The 18,547-nt window shown below is 50.2% G+C and carries 17 protein-coding genes and 1 pseudogene; 7 read left to right on the plus strand and 11 right to left on the minus strand.

Annotated elements, in window-relative coordinates:
- Positions 1-18: 18 nt before the first annotated feature.
- Together A7098_RS07915 and mcbA are read right to left on the minus strand one after the other, a co-directional pair.
- The gene (locus A7098_RS07915) at positions 19-2,301 is read right to left on the minus strand and encodes a catecholate siderophore receptor Fiu (protein ID WP_000430029.1); all 2,283 of its coding nucleotides are present in this window, start codon (positions 2,299-2,301) and stop codon (positions 19-21) included.
- A gap of 264 nt (positions 2,302-2,565) precedes the next feature.
- Complete coding sequence (gene mcbA / locus A7098_RS07920) at positions 2,566-2,826, minus strand: DUF1471 family periplasmic protein McbA (protein ID WP_010347475.1); 261 nt, start codon at positions 2,824-2,826, stop codon at positions 2,566-2,568.
- Between the two features lie 275 nt (positions 2,827-3,101).
- Here mcbA and rlmF point away from each other — a divergent pair, with 275 nt between their 5' ends.
- Positions 3,102-4,028 (plus strand): 23S rRNA (adenine(1618)-N(6))-methyltransferase RlmF, encoded by a 927-nt coding sequence (gene rlmF / locus A7098_RS07925; protein ID WP_010354760.1) that lies wholly within the window; start codon positions 3,102-3,104, stop codon positions 4,026-4,028.
- Here rlmF and ybiO read toward each other — a convergent pair.
- The 6 genes from ybiO to rhtA form a co-directional block, all read right to left on the minus strand.
- On the minus strand, positions 4,025-6,250 hold the full coding sequence (ybiO, locus tag A7098_RS07930; protein ID WP_105280606.1) for a mechanosensitive channel protein: 2,226 nt from the start codon (positions 6,248-6,250) through the stop codon (positions 4,025-4,027). The genes rlmF and ybiO overlap by 4 nt on opposite strands.
- A gap of 116 nt (positions 6,251-6,366) precedes the next feature.
- A complete protein-coding gene (gene glnQ, locus A7098_RS07935) occupies positions 6,367-7,089 on the minus strand; it encodes a glutamine ABC transporter ATP-binding protein GlnQ (RefSeq protein ID WP_000569080.1) in 723 nt (240 codons plus the stop codon).
- Positions 7,086-7,745 carry a glutamine ABC transporter permease GlnP gene (gene glnP / locus A7098_RS07940; RefSeq protein WP_001159053.1) on the minus strand — a complete coding sequence of 220 codons (660 nt, stop codon included), beginning with the start codon at positions 7,743-7,745 and terminating at the stop codon, positions 7,086-7,088. The genes glnQ and glnP overlap by 4 nt, the downstream gene beginning before the upstream one ends.
- Before the next feature lie 133 nt (positions 7,746-7,878).
- Positions 7,879-8,625 (minus strand): glutamine ABC transporter substrate-binding protein GlnH, encoded by a 747-nt coding sequence (gene glnH / locus A7098_RS07945; protein WP_000843874.1) that lies wholly within the window; start codon positions 8,623-8,625, stop codon positions 7,879-7,881.
- 403 nt (positions 8,626-9,028) lie between these two features.
- The gene (gene dps / locus A7098_RS07955; RefSeq protein WP_000100800.1) at positions 9,029-9,532 is read right to left on the minus strand and encodes a DNA starvation/stationary phase protection protein Dps; all 504 of its coding nucleotides are present in this window, start codon (positions 9,530-9,532) and stop codon (positions 9,029-9,031) included.
- A gap of 298 nt (positions 9,533-9,830) precedes the next feature.
- Positions 9,831-10,718 carry a threonine/homoserine exporter RhtA gene (gene rhtA / locus A7098_RS07960; protein WP_024212357.1) on the minus strand — a complete coding sequence of 296 codons (888 nt, stop codon included), beginning with the start codon at positions 10,716-10,718 and terminating at the stop codon, positions 9,831-9,833.
- 234 nt (positions 10,719-10,952) lie between these two features.
- On the opposite strand from rhtA, the gene A7098_RS23685 reads away from it, so the two are divergent.
- Together A7098_RS23685 and ompX are read left to right on the plus strand one after the other, a co-directional pair.
- A complete protein-coding gene (locus tag A7098_RS23685) occupies positions 10,953-11,018 on the plus strand; it encodes a hypothetical protein (protein WP_123056750.1) in 66 nt (21 codons plus the stop codon).
- Positions 11,019-11,070: 52 nt separating this feature from the next.
- The gene (gene ompX / locus A7098_RS07965) at positions 11,071-11,586 is read left to right on the plus strand and encodes an outer membrane protein OmpX (RefSeq protein WP_024212356.1); all 516 of its coding nucleotides are present in this window, start codon (positions 11,071-11,073) and stop codon (positions 11,584-11,586) included.
- Positions 11,587-11,635: 49 nt separating this feature from the next.
- Here the strand turns inward: ompX and opgE are convergent, their stop codons facing one another.
- A complete protein-coding gene (gene opgE, locus A7098_RS07970; RefSeq protein ID WP_105280607.1) occupies positions 11,636-13,219 on the minus strand; it encodes a phosphoethanolamine transferase in 1,584 nt (527 codons plus the stop codon).
- A 271-nt stretch (positions 13,220-13,490) separates the two neighbouring features.
- Complete coding sequence (mntS, locus tag A7098_RS07975) at positions 13,491-13,619, minus strand: manganase accumulation protein MntS (protein ID WP_001001762.1); 129 nt, start codon at positions 13,617-13,619, stop codon at positions 13,491-13,493.
- Positions 13,620-13,804: 185 nt separating this feature from the next.
- On the opposite strand from mntS, the gene mntR reads away from it, so the two are divergent.
- From mntR to A7098_RS24195, 3 genes and pseudogenes are all read left to right on the plus strand, one after another.
- A complete protein-coding gene (gene mntR / locus A7098_RS07980) occupies positions 13,805-14,272 on the plus strand; it encodes a manganese-binding transcriptional regulator MntR (protein ID WP_000091012.1) in 468 nt (155 codons plus the stop codon).
- Positions 14,269-15,387, plus strand: a complete 1,119-nt coding sequence (locus A7098_RS07985; protein ID WP_105280608.1) for an anion transporter — start codon at positions 14,269-14,271, stop codon at positions 15,385-15,387. The genes mntR and A7098_RS07985 overlap by 4 nt, the downstream gene beginning before the upstream one ends.
- Positions 15,388-15,455: 68 nt before the next feature.
- Positions 15,456-15,554 (plus strand): annotated as a pseudogene (locus tag A7098_RS24195) (hypothetical protein); the annotation flags it as partial.
- A 65-nt stretch (positions 15,555-15,619) separates the two neighbouring features.
- Here the strand turns inward: A7098_RS24195 and ldtB are convergent.
- Positions 15,620-16,540, minus strand: a complete 921-nt coding sequence (gene ldtB / locus A7098_RS07995; protein WP_001056379.1) for a L,D-transpeptidase — start codon at positions 16,538-16,540, stop codon at positions 15,620-15,622.
- Between the two features lie 218 nt (positions 16,541-16,758).
- On the opposite strand from ldtB, the gene A7098_RS08000 reads away from it, so the two are divergent.
- Positions 16,759-18,351 carry an ABC-F family ATPase gene (locus A7098_RS08000; protein WP_000961452.1) on the plus strand — a complete coding sequence of 531 codons (1,593 nt, stop codon included), beginning with the start codon at positions 16,759-16,761 and terminating at the stop codon, positions 18,349-18,351.
- The last annotated feature ends 196 nt before the right edge of the window (positions 18,352-18,547 follow it).

Here is an 18,547-nt window from a genome sequence, read left to right on the forward strand (position 1 = left end):
CTGCGCCCCAAATCTGAATCAGAAATGCATATTGGCGGTGAGCAGGAAAGTTCTTGGCTCGCCCGGATGATAACGGTAGCCGCTCTTATTGATTGAGGCGACGTAATCGGTATCAAACAAGTTGTAGACGTTTAGCTGGAAGTCGAGATTGCGATTAACCCGATACCCCAGTTTGGCGTCGGCGACCCAATAACTTTCGGTAAATGCTGGCGTTCCCACCGCGCCGTCTGAACCTTTATGCATACTGCCGATATACCGTGCGCCCGCACCAACGGAGATATCATCGGTTGCCTGATACTGGCTCCATAGGGTAAAGGCGTGCTCCGGGGTATACGGCAGCGATGAGGAACCATCCTGGGCAACTTCTTTGCCGTTTTTGATGGTTGCTTTTTGCTGGGTATAGCCGCCAATCACCTGCCACGCGGGAGTGATATTCCCGGCCACGGATATCTCATAGCCTTCGACGCGTTTCTTACCGTATTGCGAATAAGTCCCGTCATCATTTTGCTCAACTTCATTTTCGATATCAGTACGGAACAGCGCGGCGGTGAGCAACAGGCGTTTATCCAGAACCTGCCATTTGGTGCCAATCTCGCTGGTGTTGGCTTTTTGCGGTTTAAAATCGGTGCGGTTGGCACTGTTACCGCTGCCAGACTGCGCAAGGGCGAAGTTGTTGCCGCCCGGCGGCTGCTGGGAAACGGCATAGTTAATATAGACATTGCCGTTTTCCGTCAGGTGATACAGCGCCCCGGCTTTCCAGTTCACCAGATTGCCCGACTTGGCGGTGTCGACGGTGGTGACCGGAGAACCTTTCGCTACGCCATCAGGGCAGGTGATGGCACCGCGTCCGCTGCCGCCGCAGGCGGTGGCACTGTCATATTCAGTATGATAATTGTCCAGCCGAACTCCGCCGTTTAGCTCAAAATCACGGGTGATTTGCAGCGTATCGAAGGCATAAATCGCGAAGGTATCCGTCTGACCATTAGCGTTTGCGCCATTGCGCGTCAGGCCGCCAGGATGAATGCTACTGTCAGGATGATAAATATTCACCGCCGGTAACGTCACCGGATTAACGCCGTAGTTGGTCTGCGTTTCGCGGGTAAATTCCACGCCGGTACTGACGTCATGACCAATTGAACCGGTATAAAATGCCGATGTCAGGTTAGTCTGGTTGGTGAGGATTTTATTGCTTACATCTTTGGTATTCGCCGTGCGTGACCATGTCCAGCTATCCACATTGCTGGTGGGCTGGGTAATATTTGACGCCCCTCCCATAATCGCCGTCATCAGATAATCCTGCTTCACGCGCGACCAACGTGTGGTATTGCGAATCGTGGTGTTATCGCTGATGTCGTGCTCAAAACGCATGGTGGCAGTATCGGTGGTCGAATCGTCGTAATCGGAATCCGTACCATAAAAGTTATGCGTATCAACTTTTCCGGAATGATTCAGCGCCGCCGTACCCGCAGAAGGTGCGGAATAGCCCGGTAAACCAATGGTCGGAATGCCGCCATCTGGCGTATTGTGCTGGGTAACGTGTAAATAGTTGAGATACAAACGATTCGATGTACCAAGACCAAATGCCACGGAAGGGGCGACGCCATAACGCTCATTTTTGACTTTATCGCGCCCGGCATCGTGCGTTTTTTCGCCCATCATATTAAGACGTACCGCAGTGGTATCGCCAATGACCTGATTAACGTCCAGAGTGCCGCGACGGAACCAGGCGCTGCCAATACTGGCGGAGGCGTCAATGCCGGAATCATTGCGCGGCTGTTTGCTGATCATATTGATCGAGCCTGTCGGTGCGCTGCGCCCGTAGTCGGTGCCGGACGGCCCTTTAATCACTTCGACCTGCTCGGTATTGAAGGTGTCGCGCGAGACGCTGCCGATATCGCGAATGCCATCAATATAAATACTGTTAGAGGTATCGGCACCACGCATATAAATGGCGTCGCCAGTGGTGGAGTTACCGTTCTCACCCGCAAAAAACGCACCCACGCCGGGGACGTTTTTGAGCGCGTCGGTAAGGTTGGTTGCGCCCTGATCTTTAATCACTTGTTCAGAAATCACCGTCATCGTGCGGGTAGTATCCGCTACCGGACGCGAGAATTTCGGATCGGCAGATTGTTGTGGCGCATAAAGCGAAGGCGTTGATGCTTCGACAACCAGCGTGTCATCCGCGTTAGTTTGCCCTTCGGCGGCGAGTGCCTGAGCCACAGGCGTGATGCCAATACAAAGACCGGCAAAGAACGTGAGCGAATGAAATTGTCTGGCAGGGAAATTGCGATTGTTTTCCATTTTGCAGGTGACTTTTTCTTATATGTTGAAATTTTCACTGTCACGAGAAAGCATCTCTGCGGATGCGATGCCACTGTTAATCCCGTAAAAGTGTTCGTGCAAGTGATAATAATTTTGATAAGCATTATCACTTGGCGCGATTTTCTATCACCCATTGCACGAAAAAGAAATACATTTATTTACATTGTGTTCATATTTGATGTTTTTTGATTACAAATTGGGCGAAAACTGCATCCAGAGGTGAATGCAGTTGCGTTGGTGGGGTTATTTGTAGATGGTTGCAGTACCGAACATCTGGTCATTTCCGCCTGCGGAATTAATGACATAACCTTTCGCGCCTTGTTCGCGCGCTTTTTCTGCCAGTTTATCCTCCAGATCGCTTAAGTTAGATGCGCCGGTCGCCGAAACGGTTCCGGCGGGTCGTAGTTGACCGCTGTCCTGGTTACTCAGTGGTTGCGCGGCATAAGCCGTGAAGGTGATTCCGCTCAGGACGGTGGCAATCAGTAGTGCGAGGCACTTTTTCATAATGACATCCTCATAAATACAACGAGTAGTGCATGATAAGTGTAGGTCTCCTGTGCGATGGAAATGACGCAAAAAATTGACAGAGATGTGCTTGTTTTTTGAACAAAATAATTTTACAAAACCAGACAAATCAATGACATGAAGAACACTGATTTTTATGATGAATTGATAAAAAATGAAGTCGGGTTAAGGTTTTGAAGCATGTTAAACGCAGCCAGATATTTACCCTGCTGCGTTATGCGGGTATCTTACGCCGCTGCTTAAAGGAGAATGCTATGTCCGCCCAGAAACCGGGGTTACACCCGCGCAATCGTCATCACAGTCGCTACGATCTCGCCACGCTTTGTCAGGTGAATCCTGAACTGGCGCAATTCCTTACGCTTACCCCTGCCGGTGAGCAAAGCGTTGACTTCGCCAATCCGCTGGCAGTGAAGGCGCTCAACAAGGCGCTGTTGGCACATTTTTATGCTGTGGCGAGCTGGGATATCCCTGACGGTTTTCTCTGCCCACCAGTGCCGGGGCGGGCAGATTATATTCATCATCTTGCCGATTTACTGGCTGAGGCAAGCGGAACAATTCCAGCCAATGCCAGTATTCTGGATATCGGTGTTGGTGCGAATTGTATTTATCCGCTGATTGGTGTGCATGAATATGGCTGGCGTTTTACCGGTACAGAAACTAACAGCCAGGCGTTAAGCAGTGCGCAGGCGATCATCAGCGCCAATCCGGGTCTTAACCGCGCTATCCGTCTGCGTCGGCAAAAGGATACCGGCGCCATTTTTAACGGCATCATCCACAAAAACGAGCAATACGACGCGACCTTGTGTAACCCGCCATTCCACGATTCCGCCGCTGCGGCACGGGCAGGTAGTGAGCGCAAACGGCGTAACCTGGGGCTGGACAGAGATAACGCGCTGAACTTTGGTGGTCAACAGCAGGAATTGTGGTGTGAAGGCGGCGAAGTGGCCTTTATCAAAAAGATGATTGAAGAGAGTAAAGGCTTCGCAAAGCAGGTGATGTGGTTTACCTCGCTGGTATCTCGTGGCGAAAACTTACCGCCTTTGTATCGTGCACTGACGGATGTTGGTGCGGTGAAAGTGGTCAAAAAAGAGATGGCCCAGGGGCAAAAGCAGAGTCGCTTTATTGCCTGGACCTTTATGAACGACGAACAGCGCCGTCGTTTTGTCAATCGCCAGCGTTAAAGCGTTGGCTCCCCCGATGGCAGTGGTGCTACCGGGGGCGTTCCCGGTGCAGGTAGCACCTGATAAGTTTGCACCGGCGAGCGAACACCCGCCAGGTCGAAATGCTTTTTCACCTGGCTGTCGAGGGCAAAGCGTACCGTCCACTGTTTGAGTGGCAGTGTGGTGAACGAAACACGCAACGTAAACGCGGTATTGCTTAAGCCGACAATGCCGGCAAAGTTCGGTTCACCAATAATCAGCCCGCGAATTTCTTCATTTTCCATCAATTCCGCTACCGCATCTTTCAGTGCCTGATTGGCTTTATCGGCATCTTCATGACGATCGACATCATAATTGGCGACCACCGAACCAATGCCACGGACGAAGTTAGCAAAGGTGGTTATCGAAGACCACGGAATAATGTGATATGCCCCGGTATCCTGACGCACGCCCACGGAGCGAATCGACATCCGTTCCACCGTGCCGGTCAACGGCCCGATGGTAACCAAATCTCCAGTGTTCATGCCGTTTTCAAACTGAATGAACACGCCGGTAATAATATCTTTTACCAGCGTTTGCGAACCAAACGAGATAGCCAGGCCTAATGCCCCGGCACCTGCCAGCAGTGGCGCGATATTGACGCCGATTTCCGACAACACAATCATGATGGTGATGGTACTGATGATTACCGCCAGCGCATTACGGAACAGCGTCAGCAGGGTGCGCGTGCGGGCGCTGGGCAGCGGGCGGCCATGAATATCCGAAGCCAGCCGGTTTTCGATCAAACTGGCGAGCACTGTCCAGCCAACCGCCGAGAAGAAAAGGATGAGCGCGATACGGATCAGGATATCCACGGTTTTCTGCCCCGCGCCGTTTTGCAGCCAGTTCCAGAAATCGAACAGCCCCCAGGCGCTGAGTAGCAGCATCACTGCCACGCATACCGTCAGAATACGCGCCGTTTTCAGCGCCGCTGATAGCCAGCCGTTCAGCCGTTTTTGCAGCTCCGGATAGTTACGCTGAGTATGTGGCGAGAGGGTGATGGTCTTCGCCAGCCAGCGGGAAAACATACCGGAAACAAACGCTGCGATACCAATAATCGCCAGGCTGCGCACCGTTGCACCCATCATAAATTTCAGGCTGTTGCCTGGATCGAACAACGAAAAGAAAAACAGCACAATAAAATAGGCGCTTGCCAGCCAGTGCCACACCAGCGCAAAAGCGCGAATAAACAGGCTGAAGAATGCCAGCGAGTGCTCCGCAAAGTTGAGCAGATGCTGGGTGATCTCTTTTTTATTACGAAAGATCAGATAGAGCGCCCAGACGGTCATGCACAGCATGATTATCACGTTGGCGAGCGCCCCGATTTGCACATTCACCTGATTAGAGATAATTGGCACTGCCACAATCAGTCCATAACCAATCAGACTGCTTAACCAGCTAAGGCGGCGGCACCAGTAGCGGGCGCTTTCATCCTGAATATTGAACGGGCGCAGCTCTGCCACGTTCGGGCAGAAAATCAGGCGTAAAACAGCTTTGAAAAACTCAATCAGAGCGAAAGCATTGAGAAACAGGCTTTGTTGAAAAGCAATGGTTTTACTACCGGCGTTCAGGTTGTCGCTTAATACCTGGCCGACAAATAACGTCAGTGCCAGCAACAGCAAATCGATAATAAACGCCCCGATAATCATCGCCGGAAGCTGTAACCAGTTGCTGCGCTCACGGTTTTTTTGCCGCGCCCACTGACCCATTTTGCGATATAACGGCAGCGCGCACAGGCGAATCAGCCAGTAAAAGCCAAACACCAGCACCGCTAGCATTGAAAAATGGGTCAGCGCGTTGTTGAAGGTTTGCGGGTTAAAGGGTTTATGCGGGGAGCCAGTGATATTACGGTAAAGTTGCCCGAAGCGCGCGGAGAGTGCTTCGCCATAATGGCGGCTGATTTCAGTCACCTTTTGCAGCACGGTTTGCTCTTCAACCAGCGTCGGCGGTACGATTTTCGGTACGGGGTCTGTGGGGGGCGTGGCGGCAACGGTGCGTAGCTGGTCGATCAACTCTTTGCGCGAGGTGTCATTATCCAGCACGTCCGCCAGTGCGCCATAGGCCGCTTTTTTTTGTTCGATATCCGGTTCTGAAACCGGTTCAGAGGTTGAATCTGTTGTTGCTGTGGTTGTTACGCCGGGTATGGACACCGCGTGGGCAGGTGCGCCCAGCAGGCAGATGAGGATGAACAGGATCCACCGCATGACTCCTCCAGTGAGAAAACAAAGCAAAAAGATAAGTATAGATGCTGGGGGAGGGGCGATTTGAAATGAGAGGAATCTGGAGTGCCTCCCTTTCAGGGGAAAGGGAGGCTGAGAAGTTAAGAGACGTGCTGTAAAAATTCCTGCAAACGCTGGCTCGGTGGGTTCTTGATCAACACCTGCGGATCGCCATCTTCCGCAATCCGGCCTTTGTCGATAAAGATCAGGCGCGAAGCTACTTTCTCGGCAAAACCGATTTCGTGGGTCACGATCACCATCGTCATCCCTTCTTCAGCCAGATCCTGCATAACCTTCAGCACTTCATGGCGCAGTTCAGGATCGAGAGCGGAAGTCGGTTCATCGAACAGCATCATTTTCGGCTTCACTGCCAGTGCACGGGCAATCGCCACACGCTGTTGCTGACCACCAGAAAGTTCGGAAGGGTAGTGATGCGCGCGTTCTGCCAGACCAACTTTCGCCAGCAACTCACGTGCCAGTTTTTCTGCCTCTTCTTTGTTTGCGCCACGCACGCGTAGAGGGCCAAACATCACGTTTTCCAGCGCCGTCAGATGCGGGAAGAGGTAAAACTGCTGGAACACCATGCCCGCTTCCTGGCGAATCAGACGCTCGTCAACTTTCGGATCGTTAACCTTCAGACCATCAACAATCAGATCGCCAGAGGTAATTTCTTCCAGTTTGTTGATGCAGCGCAGCAGGGTCGATTTACCGGAACCGGACGGCCCGATAATCACCACGACTTCGCCCTGAGCAATGTTCAAATCAATATTGTGCAGCACCTGGGTTGGACCAAAATGCTTGGAGACGTTTTTAAATTCAATCACAGGATTTTCATCCTTCTTTCCAGACGACGCAGAATAAAGCTCAGCACCAGGGTAATAATCAGATAGAACACCGCCACGGCGCTCCAGATCTCAAGGGCGCGGAAGTTGCCGGCAATAATTTCTTGCCCCTGACGAGTCAGTTCCGCCACGCCGATAACAATAAACAGCGAGGTGTCTTTAATGCTGATGATCCACTGGTTGCCCAGCGGCGGCAGCATACGGCGCAGTGCCAGCGGTAAAATGACGTAGCGAATGGTTTCCCAACGTGAAAGACCGAGCGCCAGTCCTGCTTCACGAAAACCTTTGTGAATAGACAGCACTGCGCCACGCGTGATTTCCGCAATGTACGCGCCGGAGTTGATCATGATGGTGACCACCGCCGCAGTAAACGGGTCGATGCGTAAGTCGTTAAACGCCATCGGCAGGGCGAAGTAGATAAACATCACCTGGACGACGATAGGTGTGCCGCGAATCACTTCAATAAAGACTAGCGCGACGTGGTTGGCTATCCAACCGCCAAAGGTGCGTGCAAAACCTGCCGCCAGTCCGATCACCAGGCCGCCAGCCAGACCGAGGATCGAAATCCACAGGGTCATTTTGGCGCCTTCAATCAGAAGCGGAATGGCAGGCCAGATGGCACTCCAGTCAAACTGCATATGTTGTTCCTGTTACCGTGGTGTAAATAATCAAATTCAGGGTAATTAATGGTGTTGGAGCAGGCCTGTGCCCCTCTCCCCTCTCCCCAGAGGGGAGAGGGGACTGTCCGTGCGCTTTACAGGCGTGGTGTTATTATTTCGGTTCAGTACCGAACCACTTTTTGTAGATTTCGTTGTAAGTTCCGTTTTCGCGCAGAGTTTTCAACGCGCCGTTAACTTTGTCACGCAGCTCGTCGCTACCTTTCGGGAAAGCAATACCGTATTGCTGTGCTTCCAGAGAGTCACCCACCGCTTTAAACTGGCCGTTACCAGCGGTTTTGATGAAGTAAAGAATGTTTGGTGTATCGTGCAGGACGGCGTCTGCGCGGTTAGTACCCAGTTCCATATAGGCGTTATCGATGTTCGGGAACTGTCGCAGATCTTTGGTTTTGATGTTCGTCTTCGCGTAATCAACGGAGCCAGTGCCGCTCTTCACTGCAACCACTTTACCGTCGAGATCTTTCACGCTTTTCACATCGTTGTTGTTCGCTTTCACCATCACTAACAGACCGCTTTTGTAGTAGCCGTCAGAGAAATCGATCGCTTTTTTACGCTCGTCGGTGATAGTGATGCCCGCCAGCGCCAGATCGACGTTTTTGGTTTGCAGCGCCGGAATGATACCGCTGAAATCCATCGGTTTCAGCTCGTAATCCAGCTTCAGTTCTTTGGCGATTGCCGCCCACAGATCGACATCAAAGCCCACGTATTTGTCGCCCTGTTTAAATTCAAACGGAACGAAAGCGGTATCTGTCGCGACAACTAATTTTTTATCTGCGGCATGGGAAGAAACCGCAAAAGCCAGGGTCAGTGCTGCCAGTGAAACTTTTAATACAGACTTCATAGCATTTCCTTTTTTCTATCCACGGGACGATCCCCTGCGTAACATTTACCTATATGAAAAAATCGTGCCAGTTTTGCAACTCGTTGATTTTTCGAGAGGCGATAAAAATGCATTGCACGATTTATGAGGCAACACCGTTAGATTGCACCATTATGGGGCGCCAAAGTGGTGCGCTAAAATAGTGCAGTCAACACAATGATTATTTAGCGTAAATCCTGATGAAAAAACAATCTTTATGTAACGATTGTGTGATGATGTTGATACAAAAAGTTTACTTTGTCAGGCTGGAAGGGGAATGGGATGCACTAAAAAAGTGCGTAGAGACAGGGCATCAAAAAAAACGGCCCCCTTTCAGGAAGCCGCTTTTATTGTTTGTTAACGTTTTGAACCATCAGCGTTGGTGTTATTCGATGTTAGATTCGATAAACCACAGGAATTTATCCAGGTCGCGGGAGGCGGCGGTCAGGATATCTGCAGTATCATCATCTTTTGCTTCACCAATGGCTTTACGTACATCATTGGCGACAATTGCATAACGATCCGCCAGCTCTTTCAGGTGATCCTGAACGTTGTGGATGTCCAGCGGGTAGCTTTTCAGCGGTGTTTTGCTATTGATAACTTGAGTGGTGCCAAGGGCAACGCCGCCCAGTTGTACCGCGCGTTCAGCCATGGTATCCAGATGATCGATCAGAGCGGTACGGAAGCCATCCAGCATTTCATGTACGGCAATGAAGTTGGCGCCGCGCATATTCCAGTGTGCCTGTTTGGTAATCAACGAAAGATCAATAAACTGGATAACCTGACGATTCAGCAACTCTACTGTCGCTTTTTTCTCGCTGTCAGAGACATCGTTGCGGGTATAAAGCAGATTGGTCGCTTTTGATTTAACTAATTTAGCGGTACTCATAATTTCATATCCTCTTGATGTTATGTCCCAGTAATTAACGAGACTAAGTATAGCACCGGCTATGTGTTCCGCTATTCTGGCTGTTCCTATCACACTAATAGTGGTAACAAACGTAAAAAATAAAACTGCATAAAATACAGTTGGTTATATATTATAGTAAGAATAATTCTTATTTATATATTCACCAGGAATTTTCGGAATAAATATGCTTTTGTATAGTCAGATATATAAGGATGTAGCAGGTGAAATTTAGCGAAATATTCTGCATGGTTATGCATAACCATGCAGAATTGTAAATTTAATTAATATCTATTTCTTCTATTTTGCTCTCTTTGCGTGCTGTCAGCGTGGAACCCATTGAAGCAGCGATGATTGCGCCGAGCGCCAGAATCTGTATTGGCGTCAGCATCTCACCGAGGAAAATCATCCCGGAAATGGCGGCCAGTGCTGGTTCCATGCTCATCAGCGTACCAAATGTCCGCGTCGGCAAACGGGTGAGGGCAATCATCTCCAGCGAGTAGGGCAGAGCGGTCGAGAGAATTGCGACAGCTAAACCTAATGGAACAACCGACCAATGCCAGAGAGCCTCTCCAGCCTGTAACGCACCGATTGGCACGAAAATTAATGCCGCAATCAGCGAACCGATCGCCACCGTCGCAGGGCCGTGTTCAGCACCAGCACGTTGCCCACTTAATATGTAGATAGCCCAACAAGCACCGGCACCGAGCGCCAGCGCACAGCCGGTTAAATCGACATGGGAAACATCTTGCCCCAGCGGCAGCAGGAACCACAGACCGAGCACTGCCAGCAAAACCCAAACGAAATCTACCGGGCGACGAGAGGAGAACAGCGCCACCGCCAGTGGCCCGGTGAACTCCAGCGCAACTGCAATTCCCAGAGGTACAGTCTGAATAGAGAGATAAAAGAGATAGTTCATCCCACCCAGAGATACACCGTAAAACAACAGCGGCAACCGTTGTTCTCTGGCAAAACGCAGCCGCCACGGTTTAAAGAAAGCGATAAGAATCAGTGTTCCCAGTGCAAGGCGCAGCGCAGTCACTCCAGGCGCGCCAACCAGTGGAAAAAGTGATTTTGCTAATGAAGCCCCACCCTGAATAGACGCCATGGCAACGAGCAATATGACTATTGGTAACCAGACCGGCATTTTACGTAATGACCCTGGCATCCTTTCTCCCATAAAGTTGTATAGCAAGGTAAAGCGTGGAGTGTACTGGATGTACCAGTGGGTGGTTGAGCATTTGTTGAAAAATTTTTTCCCCGTTTTGGCTAAAATGCGCCAGGATTGATGGATTCATCAGTTTGCTGATTAAGAATAATCTGGATGAGAGAGTGTGAATATATGCGTAATACTTACGCAGTTCACTGAAAAAATGATTTAAATTTAGATGGATAGCGGTGAATGGAAACGTTCTGTTACACGAAATGGCCCGTTAGACATCACAAATCGCGAAGAGTTTCCCATTAATTTTTGATATATTTAAAACTTAGGACTTATTTGAATCACATTTGAGGTGGTTATGAAAAAAATTGCATGTCTTTCAGCACTGGCCGCAGTTCTGGCTTTCACCGCAGGTACTTCTGTAGCTGCGACTTCTACCGTAACTGGTGGTTATGCACAGAGCGACGCTCAGGGCAAAATGAACAAAATGGGCGGTTTCAACCTGAAATACCGCTATGAAGAAGACAACAGCCCGCTGGGTGTGATCGGTTCTTTCACTTACACCGAGAAAAGCCGTACTGCAAGCTCTGGTGACTACAACAAAACCCAGTACTACGGCATCACTGCTGGTCCGGCTTACCGCATTAACGACTGGGCAAGCATCTACGGTGTAGTGGGTGTGGGCTATGGTAAATTCCAGACCACTGAATACCCGACCTACAAACACGACACCAGCGACTACGGCTTCTCCTACGGTGCGGGTCTGCAGTTCAACCCAATCGAAAACGTTGCTCTGGACTTCTCTTACGAGCAGAGCCGTATTCGTAACGTTGACGTAGGCACCTGGATTGCCGGTGTTGGTTACCGCTTCTAATCACTTCGGTGATATAAAAAATCCGCCTCTCGGGGCGGATTTTTTTATCTTAAGATTTGGGATCGAATATATCGGTTCCGAGATGGTTGTAATCAACCTTTTGTAACTGGAAGTTAGTGATGTATATCGGCCCTGCTTTCTTCTCAGAGATAAACGGATAATTGATGTTGATCTCCTTCGCTTTAATCCCTGTCCATTGAGAGAAAAAACCTAAGAAGTCATTGGCTGAACGGCGGGCTTTAATTATCCGGTGCGCTTTATCGTCGCTGGAAATGACCATAAAAGGCACCTGGAAATTTTGCTGATATTTATCGTCATGAGCCAGATATTGCACTTCTTTACCGCGTTCTTTAAAGGCCAGACCGTGGTCAGAAAAGTAAACCAGCGAGAAACTGCTACCGCTGTTGCGTAACTGGTCATAGAGTTTGCGCAGTAAATCGTCTGTTTGCGTCATGGTGTAGAGATAGCATGACGTCTCTTTCGATTGCACAAAGGTTTCGTATTTGCCTTGTGTCCGGTCGCAGGCCTGCGGATGTGAGCCCATCAGATGCAAAACAATCAGTTGCGGTTGCGAGTGTTCTTGCGCCAGCACCTGAGCGGTCATGTCCAGTAACGCTTCGTCTTTGGTGTTCTTATCTGCTTCAAAATTACCTTCTTTCAGGAAGTGCACTTCATCTGCACGTTTGGCAATGCTGGCGATGGCGGTATCGTACTCACCAATTTGTCCCTGATTGGAAAACCACCAGGTCTGAAAACCTGCGCGGTTGGCAAGGGTGACAAAGTTATCCTGAAATTGTGGTTTGCCATCGACGACGCGGTTAAGCGTTAAGCCGAGCGATTTTTGCGTGGAGCCGCTGGCGGCAATGTAATCAGCGAAGAGCAGACCGTTAACGCTGCTGGCAAACGGGGTGTTATTCCAGTGACCGCCAAAGGCACCGAGAGCGTCGCGACGTGCGCTTTCACCGATCACCACCACATAGGTCTGATATTTCGGTTTAACTGCAGTAACCGTCCAGGTATCTTTCATCCCGGAAAGTTTTGCCATCCGTTCTTGCTCTTCAATCACCTCGTTATTATTGACGATGACATCCTTAGCAAAACGAAATACCGGATAGCCAGTATCTTTCAGTTTAAATACGCCGCCCCAGGCCAGGTTTTGCACGGGAGCAACAAAAAATGTCGCCACACTGAATACCAGACACAGGCTGTCGAAGGTATTCCAGCGCGCTTTTTCACTCTCTTTTTTTCGCCTGATTGCTATTACGCCGAGCGCAAAAATAAATAAGCCGACCAGGTAGCTGTACCACGGAAAAATCGTCAGGATTTCAGTTGACTCTTCCATATTGGTGGAGTGCAGGGCCAGCAAGGTATTGAAGTTAGGCGCGCCGTAGGCCTGAGCAAAAGGGAAATAACAGGCTGCCACTAATGAACTGACGCCGACCAGGACTTTTTGCACGCGAGGCAATGTCCGCCATAGCAAAAGCAAAATAGCCGTAAACGCGGCGGTGTAGAGAAAACTGAAGGGATAGCCTAAGCCGAGATTAATTAATAGCGACTGTAAAAAGTAGAACGCAGTCCACGGGCTAAATACCCGGCTACGGGTAACAAGCGATTCTTTGAGGGTTAAATTCATATGCCACTATCGTAACAAACGCCATGTGCTTACCCTGGCGTCAAGGGTCAATACCTGCAAGAGTGCGTGAAGAGGGGAAAAGGGTCTGCATCCGCGAGCCGCAATATACGCAGGGCTGCAAGAAGATAGAGCGAGCCGCCGTTCAGGTCAACTACTGACGAACAAATCTTTTGCGAAGAAGATTGCAAATCTGACAAAAAGTGGGGGTTTTCAGGCAGTAAAGATTTATGCCTGCAATAAAGCAGGAGTGAAGCGGCGTACCGCGACGCCGCTATTTATTGGAGGGTTTATCCTGCTGCGGTTTATTGTTGACCATATCGCACAACATCGAGAGCAGCATTAACCGTACTTTAAAGGGAGAATGACTAAACACGCGCATACACCTCTTGAACTCATTCATAAGACCTCCTGACTTGCTAATCCCGTCACTCCTTGAGGGATGATTGCATTACATACAGATATAGCACAGGCTATATTATATAGCTATTGCTAAAACGTTAATTTTTTGTGCCTTCGCAACTCTGGTTTACAATGTGCGCACGAAATAAGAACGCTATATATGTGTCACCATAATGAGGAAGCACAATGAGTCGTCGCGCAGGTACGCCAACAGCAAAAAAAGTGACGCAGTTAGTGAACGTGGAAGAGCACGTTGAAGGGTTTCGCCAGGTAAGAGAAGCGCATCGCCGCGAACTTATTGACGATTATGTTGAGCTGATTTCTGACCTGATAAGAGAAGTGGGGGAAGCCCGTCAGGTGGACATGGCTGCTCGTCTGGGCGTTTCGCAACCGACGGTGGCTAAAATGCTTAAGCGGCTGGCAACCCTGGGGCTGATTGAAATGATCCCGTGGCGTGGCGTGTTTTTAACGGCGGAAGGAGAGAAGCTGGCGCAGGAAAGCCGCGAGCGCCATCAGATAGTCGAAAATTTCTTGTTGGTGTTGGGCGTCAGCCCGGAAATTGCCCGTCGCGACGCGGAAGGCATGGAACACCATGTCAGTGAAGAGACGCTGGACGCCTTTCGTTTGTTTACCCAGAAACACGGTGCCAAATGAGCCTGCCTTTTTTACGCACGCTGCAAGGCGATCGCTTTTTTCAGTTATTAATTCTCGTTGGTATCGGATTAAGTTTTTTTGTTCCCTTTGCGCCGAAATCCTGGCCTGGCGCTATCGACTGGCACACCATCATTACCTTAAGTGGCCTGATGCTGCTGACCAAAGGTGTTGAATTAAGCGGTTATTTTGATGTGCTTGGGCGCAAAATGGTGCGCCGTTTTGCTACTGAGCGTCGGCTGGCGATGTTTATGGTGCTGGCGGCGGCGCTGCTTTCTACCTTTCTAACCAACGATGTCGCGCTGTTTATTGTTGTCCCGCTGACCATCACGCTGAAAAGACTGTGTGAGATCCCGGTTAATCGGCTGATTATTTTTGAGGCACTGGCAGTGAATGCCGGATCGCTGCTGACGCCGATTGGTAATCCGCAAAATATCCTTATCTGGGGACGTTCGGGTCTTTCGTTTGCCGGTTTTATTGCACAGATGGCACCGTTGGCTGGCGCAATGATGCTGACATTGCTGCTGCTGTGCTGGTGTTGTTTCCCTGGAAAGGCGCTGCAATATCATACGGGGACGCAAACGCCGGAGTGGAAACCACGGCTGGTGTGGAGTTGTCTGGGACTGTATATCGTCTTCCTTACGGCGCTGGAGTTGAAACAAGAGCTGTGGGGGCTGGTGATTGTGGCAGTGGGGTTTACGCTGCTGGCGCGTCGCGTGGTGCTGAGTGTGGACTGGACGTTGCTGCTGGTGTTTATGGCGATGTTTATCGACGTCCATTTACTGACCCAGCTTCCGGCGTTGCAAGGCGTGTTGAGTAACGTGAGTCATTTATCCGAACCCGGATTATGGTTAACGGCGATTGGTTTATCGCAGGTGATCAGTAACGTGCCGAGCACGATTTTGCTGCTCAATTATGTACCATCGTCTTTATTACTGGCATGGGCGGTAAACGTAGGTGGTTTTGGCTTATTACCCGGATCGCTGGCAAATTTGATTGCGCTACGGATGGCGAACGATCGCCGGATCTGGTGGCGTTTCCATCTCTATTCGATACCGATGCTGTTGTGGGCGGCGCTGGTAGGATACGTTTTGTTAGTTATGTTCCCGGCAGTGTAAGAGCCGACAAATAAAAAAGGCGGATTATGAGTCCGCCTCTGATTGTTGGCAATGTGCGCTTTGTTCATGCCGGATGCGGCGTAAACGCCTTATCCGGCCTACAAAATCTTGCGGATTCAATATATTGCAGGTTCCGCGTAGGCCTGATAAGCGTAGCGCATCAGGCAATTATGTATTGCCATCAGCAGTCTAAGGCGGATTATGAGTCCGCCTTTGCTTTAAGTTTTAAAGATTAATTCAGACGAACCGGCATCCCGGAACGGTTTTGAATAGCCTGATCCAGAACAGCCTGATCGACATCCGGCTGACCAGTCACTGTCTGCACGCTCTTGGTTAGCGTAATTGGCACAATTTCCTGACCTTCAAATTGGGCTTCGGTGGTAGACAGCGGGTTATGGACTTCAATATAACGGCTGCCGTCCGGCTCGGTGGTCGCTTTTACCGGCTCATCAATAAACTGTACGCGAGTACCGACCGGCACTTTCTCGAACAGGAATTTGATGTCTTCGTTACGCAGGCGCACACAACCGTGGCTTACGCGCAGGCCGATACCAAAGTTGGCGTTGGTGCCGTGGATAGCGTACAGGCGACCGATATACAGTGCGTACAGCCCCATCGGGTTATCCGGGCCAGCCGGAACGACAGCCGGAAGCGGTTCGCCCGCAGCGCGGTATTCTGCATGCATTTTAGCGGTCGGCGTCCAGGTCGGGCCTGCTTTCTTACGCTCTACTTTGGTGGTCCAGTTGATAGGTGTGTCTTTGCCTAACTGACCAATGCCGATCGGCAGTACGATAACGGTGTTAGTTCCTTTCGGATAGTAATACAGACGCATCTCTGCGCTGTTAATCACAATGCCTTCATGAACAGTGTCCGGCAGGATCAGTTGCTGCGGAATATTCAGTACGGTGCCGCCTTTCGGCAGGAAGGTATCCACACCAGGGTTCGCTTCCATCATATTGGAAAGCCCCATCTGATACTCCGCCGCAAAGTACTCCAGCGGCTGAGTGTTACCTTCAGGGATAGTGATCACCTGATTCTGACCAACCAGGCGACTCCCGTCGGTTGGCAGAGGATAAGTTACCGCTGAAGCGGTACTGCAAAAGCCGACAACAGCGAAGGCCGCTGCGAATAACGTTTTCAATTTCATATTCATGTTAAGCGAGATTTCGTGCCTGGCAGGCCATTAGGTTGAGAATATTAGAGTATTGGAAGCGCATTATATGTTCATTCCAGCTAACAGTGAAATCAGATGTGTACTAAATCACATTTTTTGCCTTTGGGAAGAGTGTAGACCTTAAGCGGGAGACGGGATCTTCTTTCAGACTTATGGCATAATGCGCGGTTTGTCATATCTCTTTTCAGGATACGCCTGTGTTAGTTTCCAGTAACGTCACCATGCAGTTCGGCAGTAAGCCGTTGTTTGAAAACATTTCCGTCAAATTTGGCGGCGGCAACCGTTACGGCCTGATTGGCGCGAACGGTAGTGGTAAATCCACCTTTATGAAGATCCTCGGCGGCGACTTAGAGCCGACGCTGGGTAACGTTTCCCTCGATCCCAACGAGCGCATTGGTAAGCTACGTCAGGATCAATTTGCCTTTGAAGAGTTCACCGTGCTGGATACGGTGATCATGGGGCATAAAGAGTTGTGGGAAGTGAAGCAGGAGCGCGACCGCATCTATGCTTTGCCGGAAATGAGCGAAGAAGATGGCTATAAAGTTGCCGATCTGGAAGTGAAATACGGCGAAATGGACGGTTACTCTGCGGAAGCTCGCGCCGGTGAACTGTTGCTTGGTGTGGGAATTCCAGTGGAACAACACTACGGCCCGATGAGTGAAGTTGCTCCTGGCTGGAAGCTGCGTGTGCTGCTGGCGCAGGCGCTGTTTGCTGATCCAGACATTCTCCTGCTTGACGAACCGACCAACAACCTCGACATCGACACCATTCGCTGGCTGGAACAGGTGCTGAACGAGCGTGACAGCACCATGATCATCATCTCGCACGACCGTCACTTCCTTAACATGGTTTGTACCCACATGGCGGATCTGGATTACGGCGAGCTGCGCGTTTATCCGGGCAACTACGATGAGTACATGACGGCGGCGACCCAGGCGCGTGAGCGTCTGCTGGCTGATAACGCCAAGAAGAAAGCGCAGATTGCCGAGCTGCAATCCTTTGTCAGCCGCTTTAGCGCCAACGCCTCGAAATCTCGCCAGGCAACTTCGCGCGCGCGCCAGATTGATAAAATCAAACTGGAAGAGGTGAAAGCCTCCAGCCGTCAGAACCCGTTCATCCGTTTCGAGCAGGATAAGAAACTGTTCCGTAACGCGCTGGAAGTGGAAGGTCTGACCAAAGGGTTTGATAACGGTCCACTGTTTAAAAATCTCAACCTGCTGCTGGAAGTGGGTGAAAAGCTGGCGGTACTCGGCACCAACGGCGTCGGTAAATCGACTTTGCTGAAAACGTTGGTGGGTGATCTGGAACCGGATAGTGGCACCGTAAAATGGTCAGAGAACGCGCGCATTGGTTACTACGCGCAGGATCACGAATATGAGTTCGATAATGACCTGACCGTGTTTGAATGGATGAGCCAGTGGAAACAGGAAGGCGATGACGAGCAGGCGGTGCGCAGCATTCTCGGTCGTTTGTTGTTCAGCCAGGACGACATCAAAAAGCCTGCTAAAGTGCTTTCCGGTGGTGAAAAAGGCCGTATGCTGTTTGGTAAGTTAATGATGCAGAAACCGAACATTCTGATCATGGACGAACCGACCAACCACCTGGACATGGAATCCATCGAGTCGCTTAACATGGCGCTGGAACTGTATCAGGGCACGCTGATTTTTGTTTCTCACGACCGTGAGTTTGTAAGCTCCCTGGCGACCCGTATTCTGGAAATCACGCCGGAACGCGTGATTGACTTTAGCGGTAATTACGAAGATTACCTGCGTAGTAAAGGGATCGAGTAAGTTATAGTCAGTAGCCCTGGTTATGTCAGGGCTACTGATGACAAATACAAGATTGCTATCAGGCCTATGCAGTACCTGCAATATATTGAATATGAAGGACTTTGTAGGCAGGATAAGGCGTTAACGCCGCATCCGGCATGAACAAAGCGCACTTTGTCAGCAATCTGAGCAACATCGAACCTACTTTCTTAACCTC

Origin of the sequence: Escherichia sp. MOD1-EC7011, from assembly GCF_002965005.1 — a bacterium.
Lineage (GTDB): Bacteria > Pseudomonadota > Gammaproteobacteria > Enterobacterales > Enterobacteriaceae > Escherichia > Escherichia ruysiae.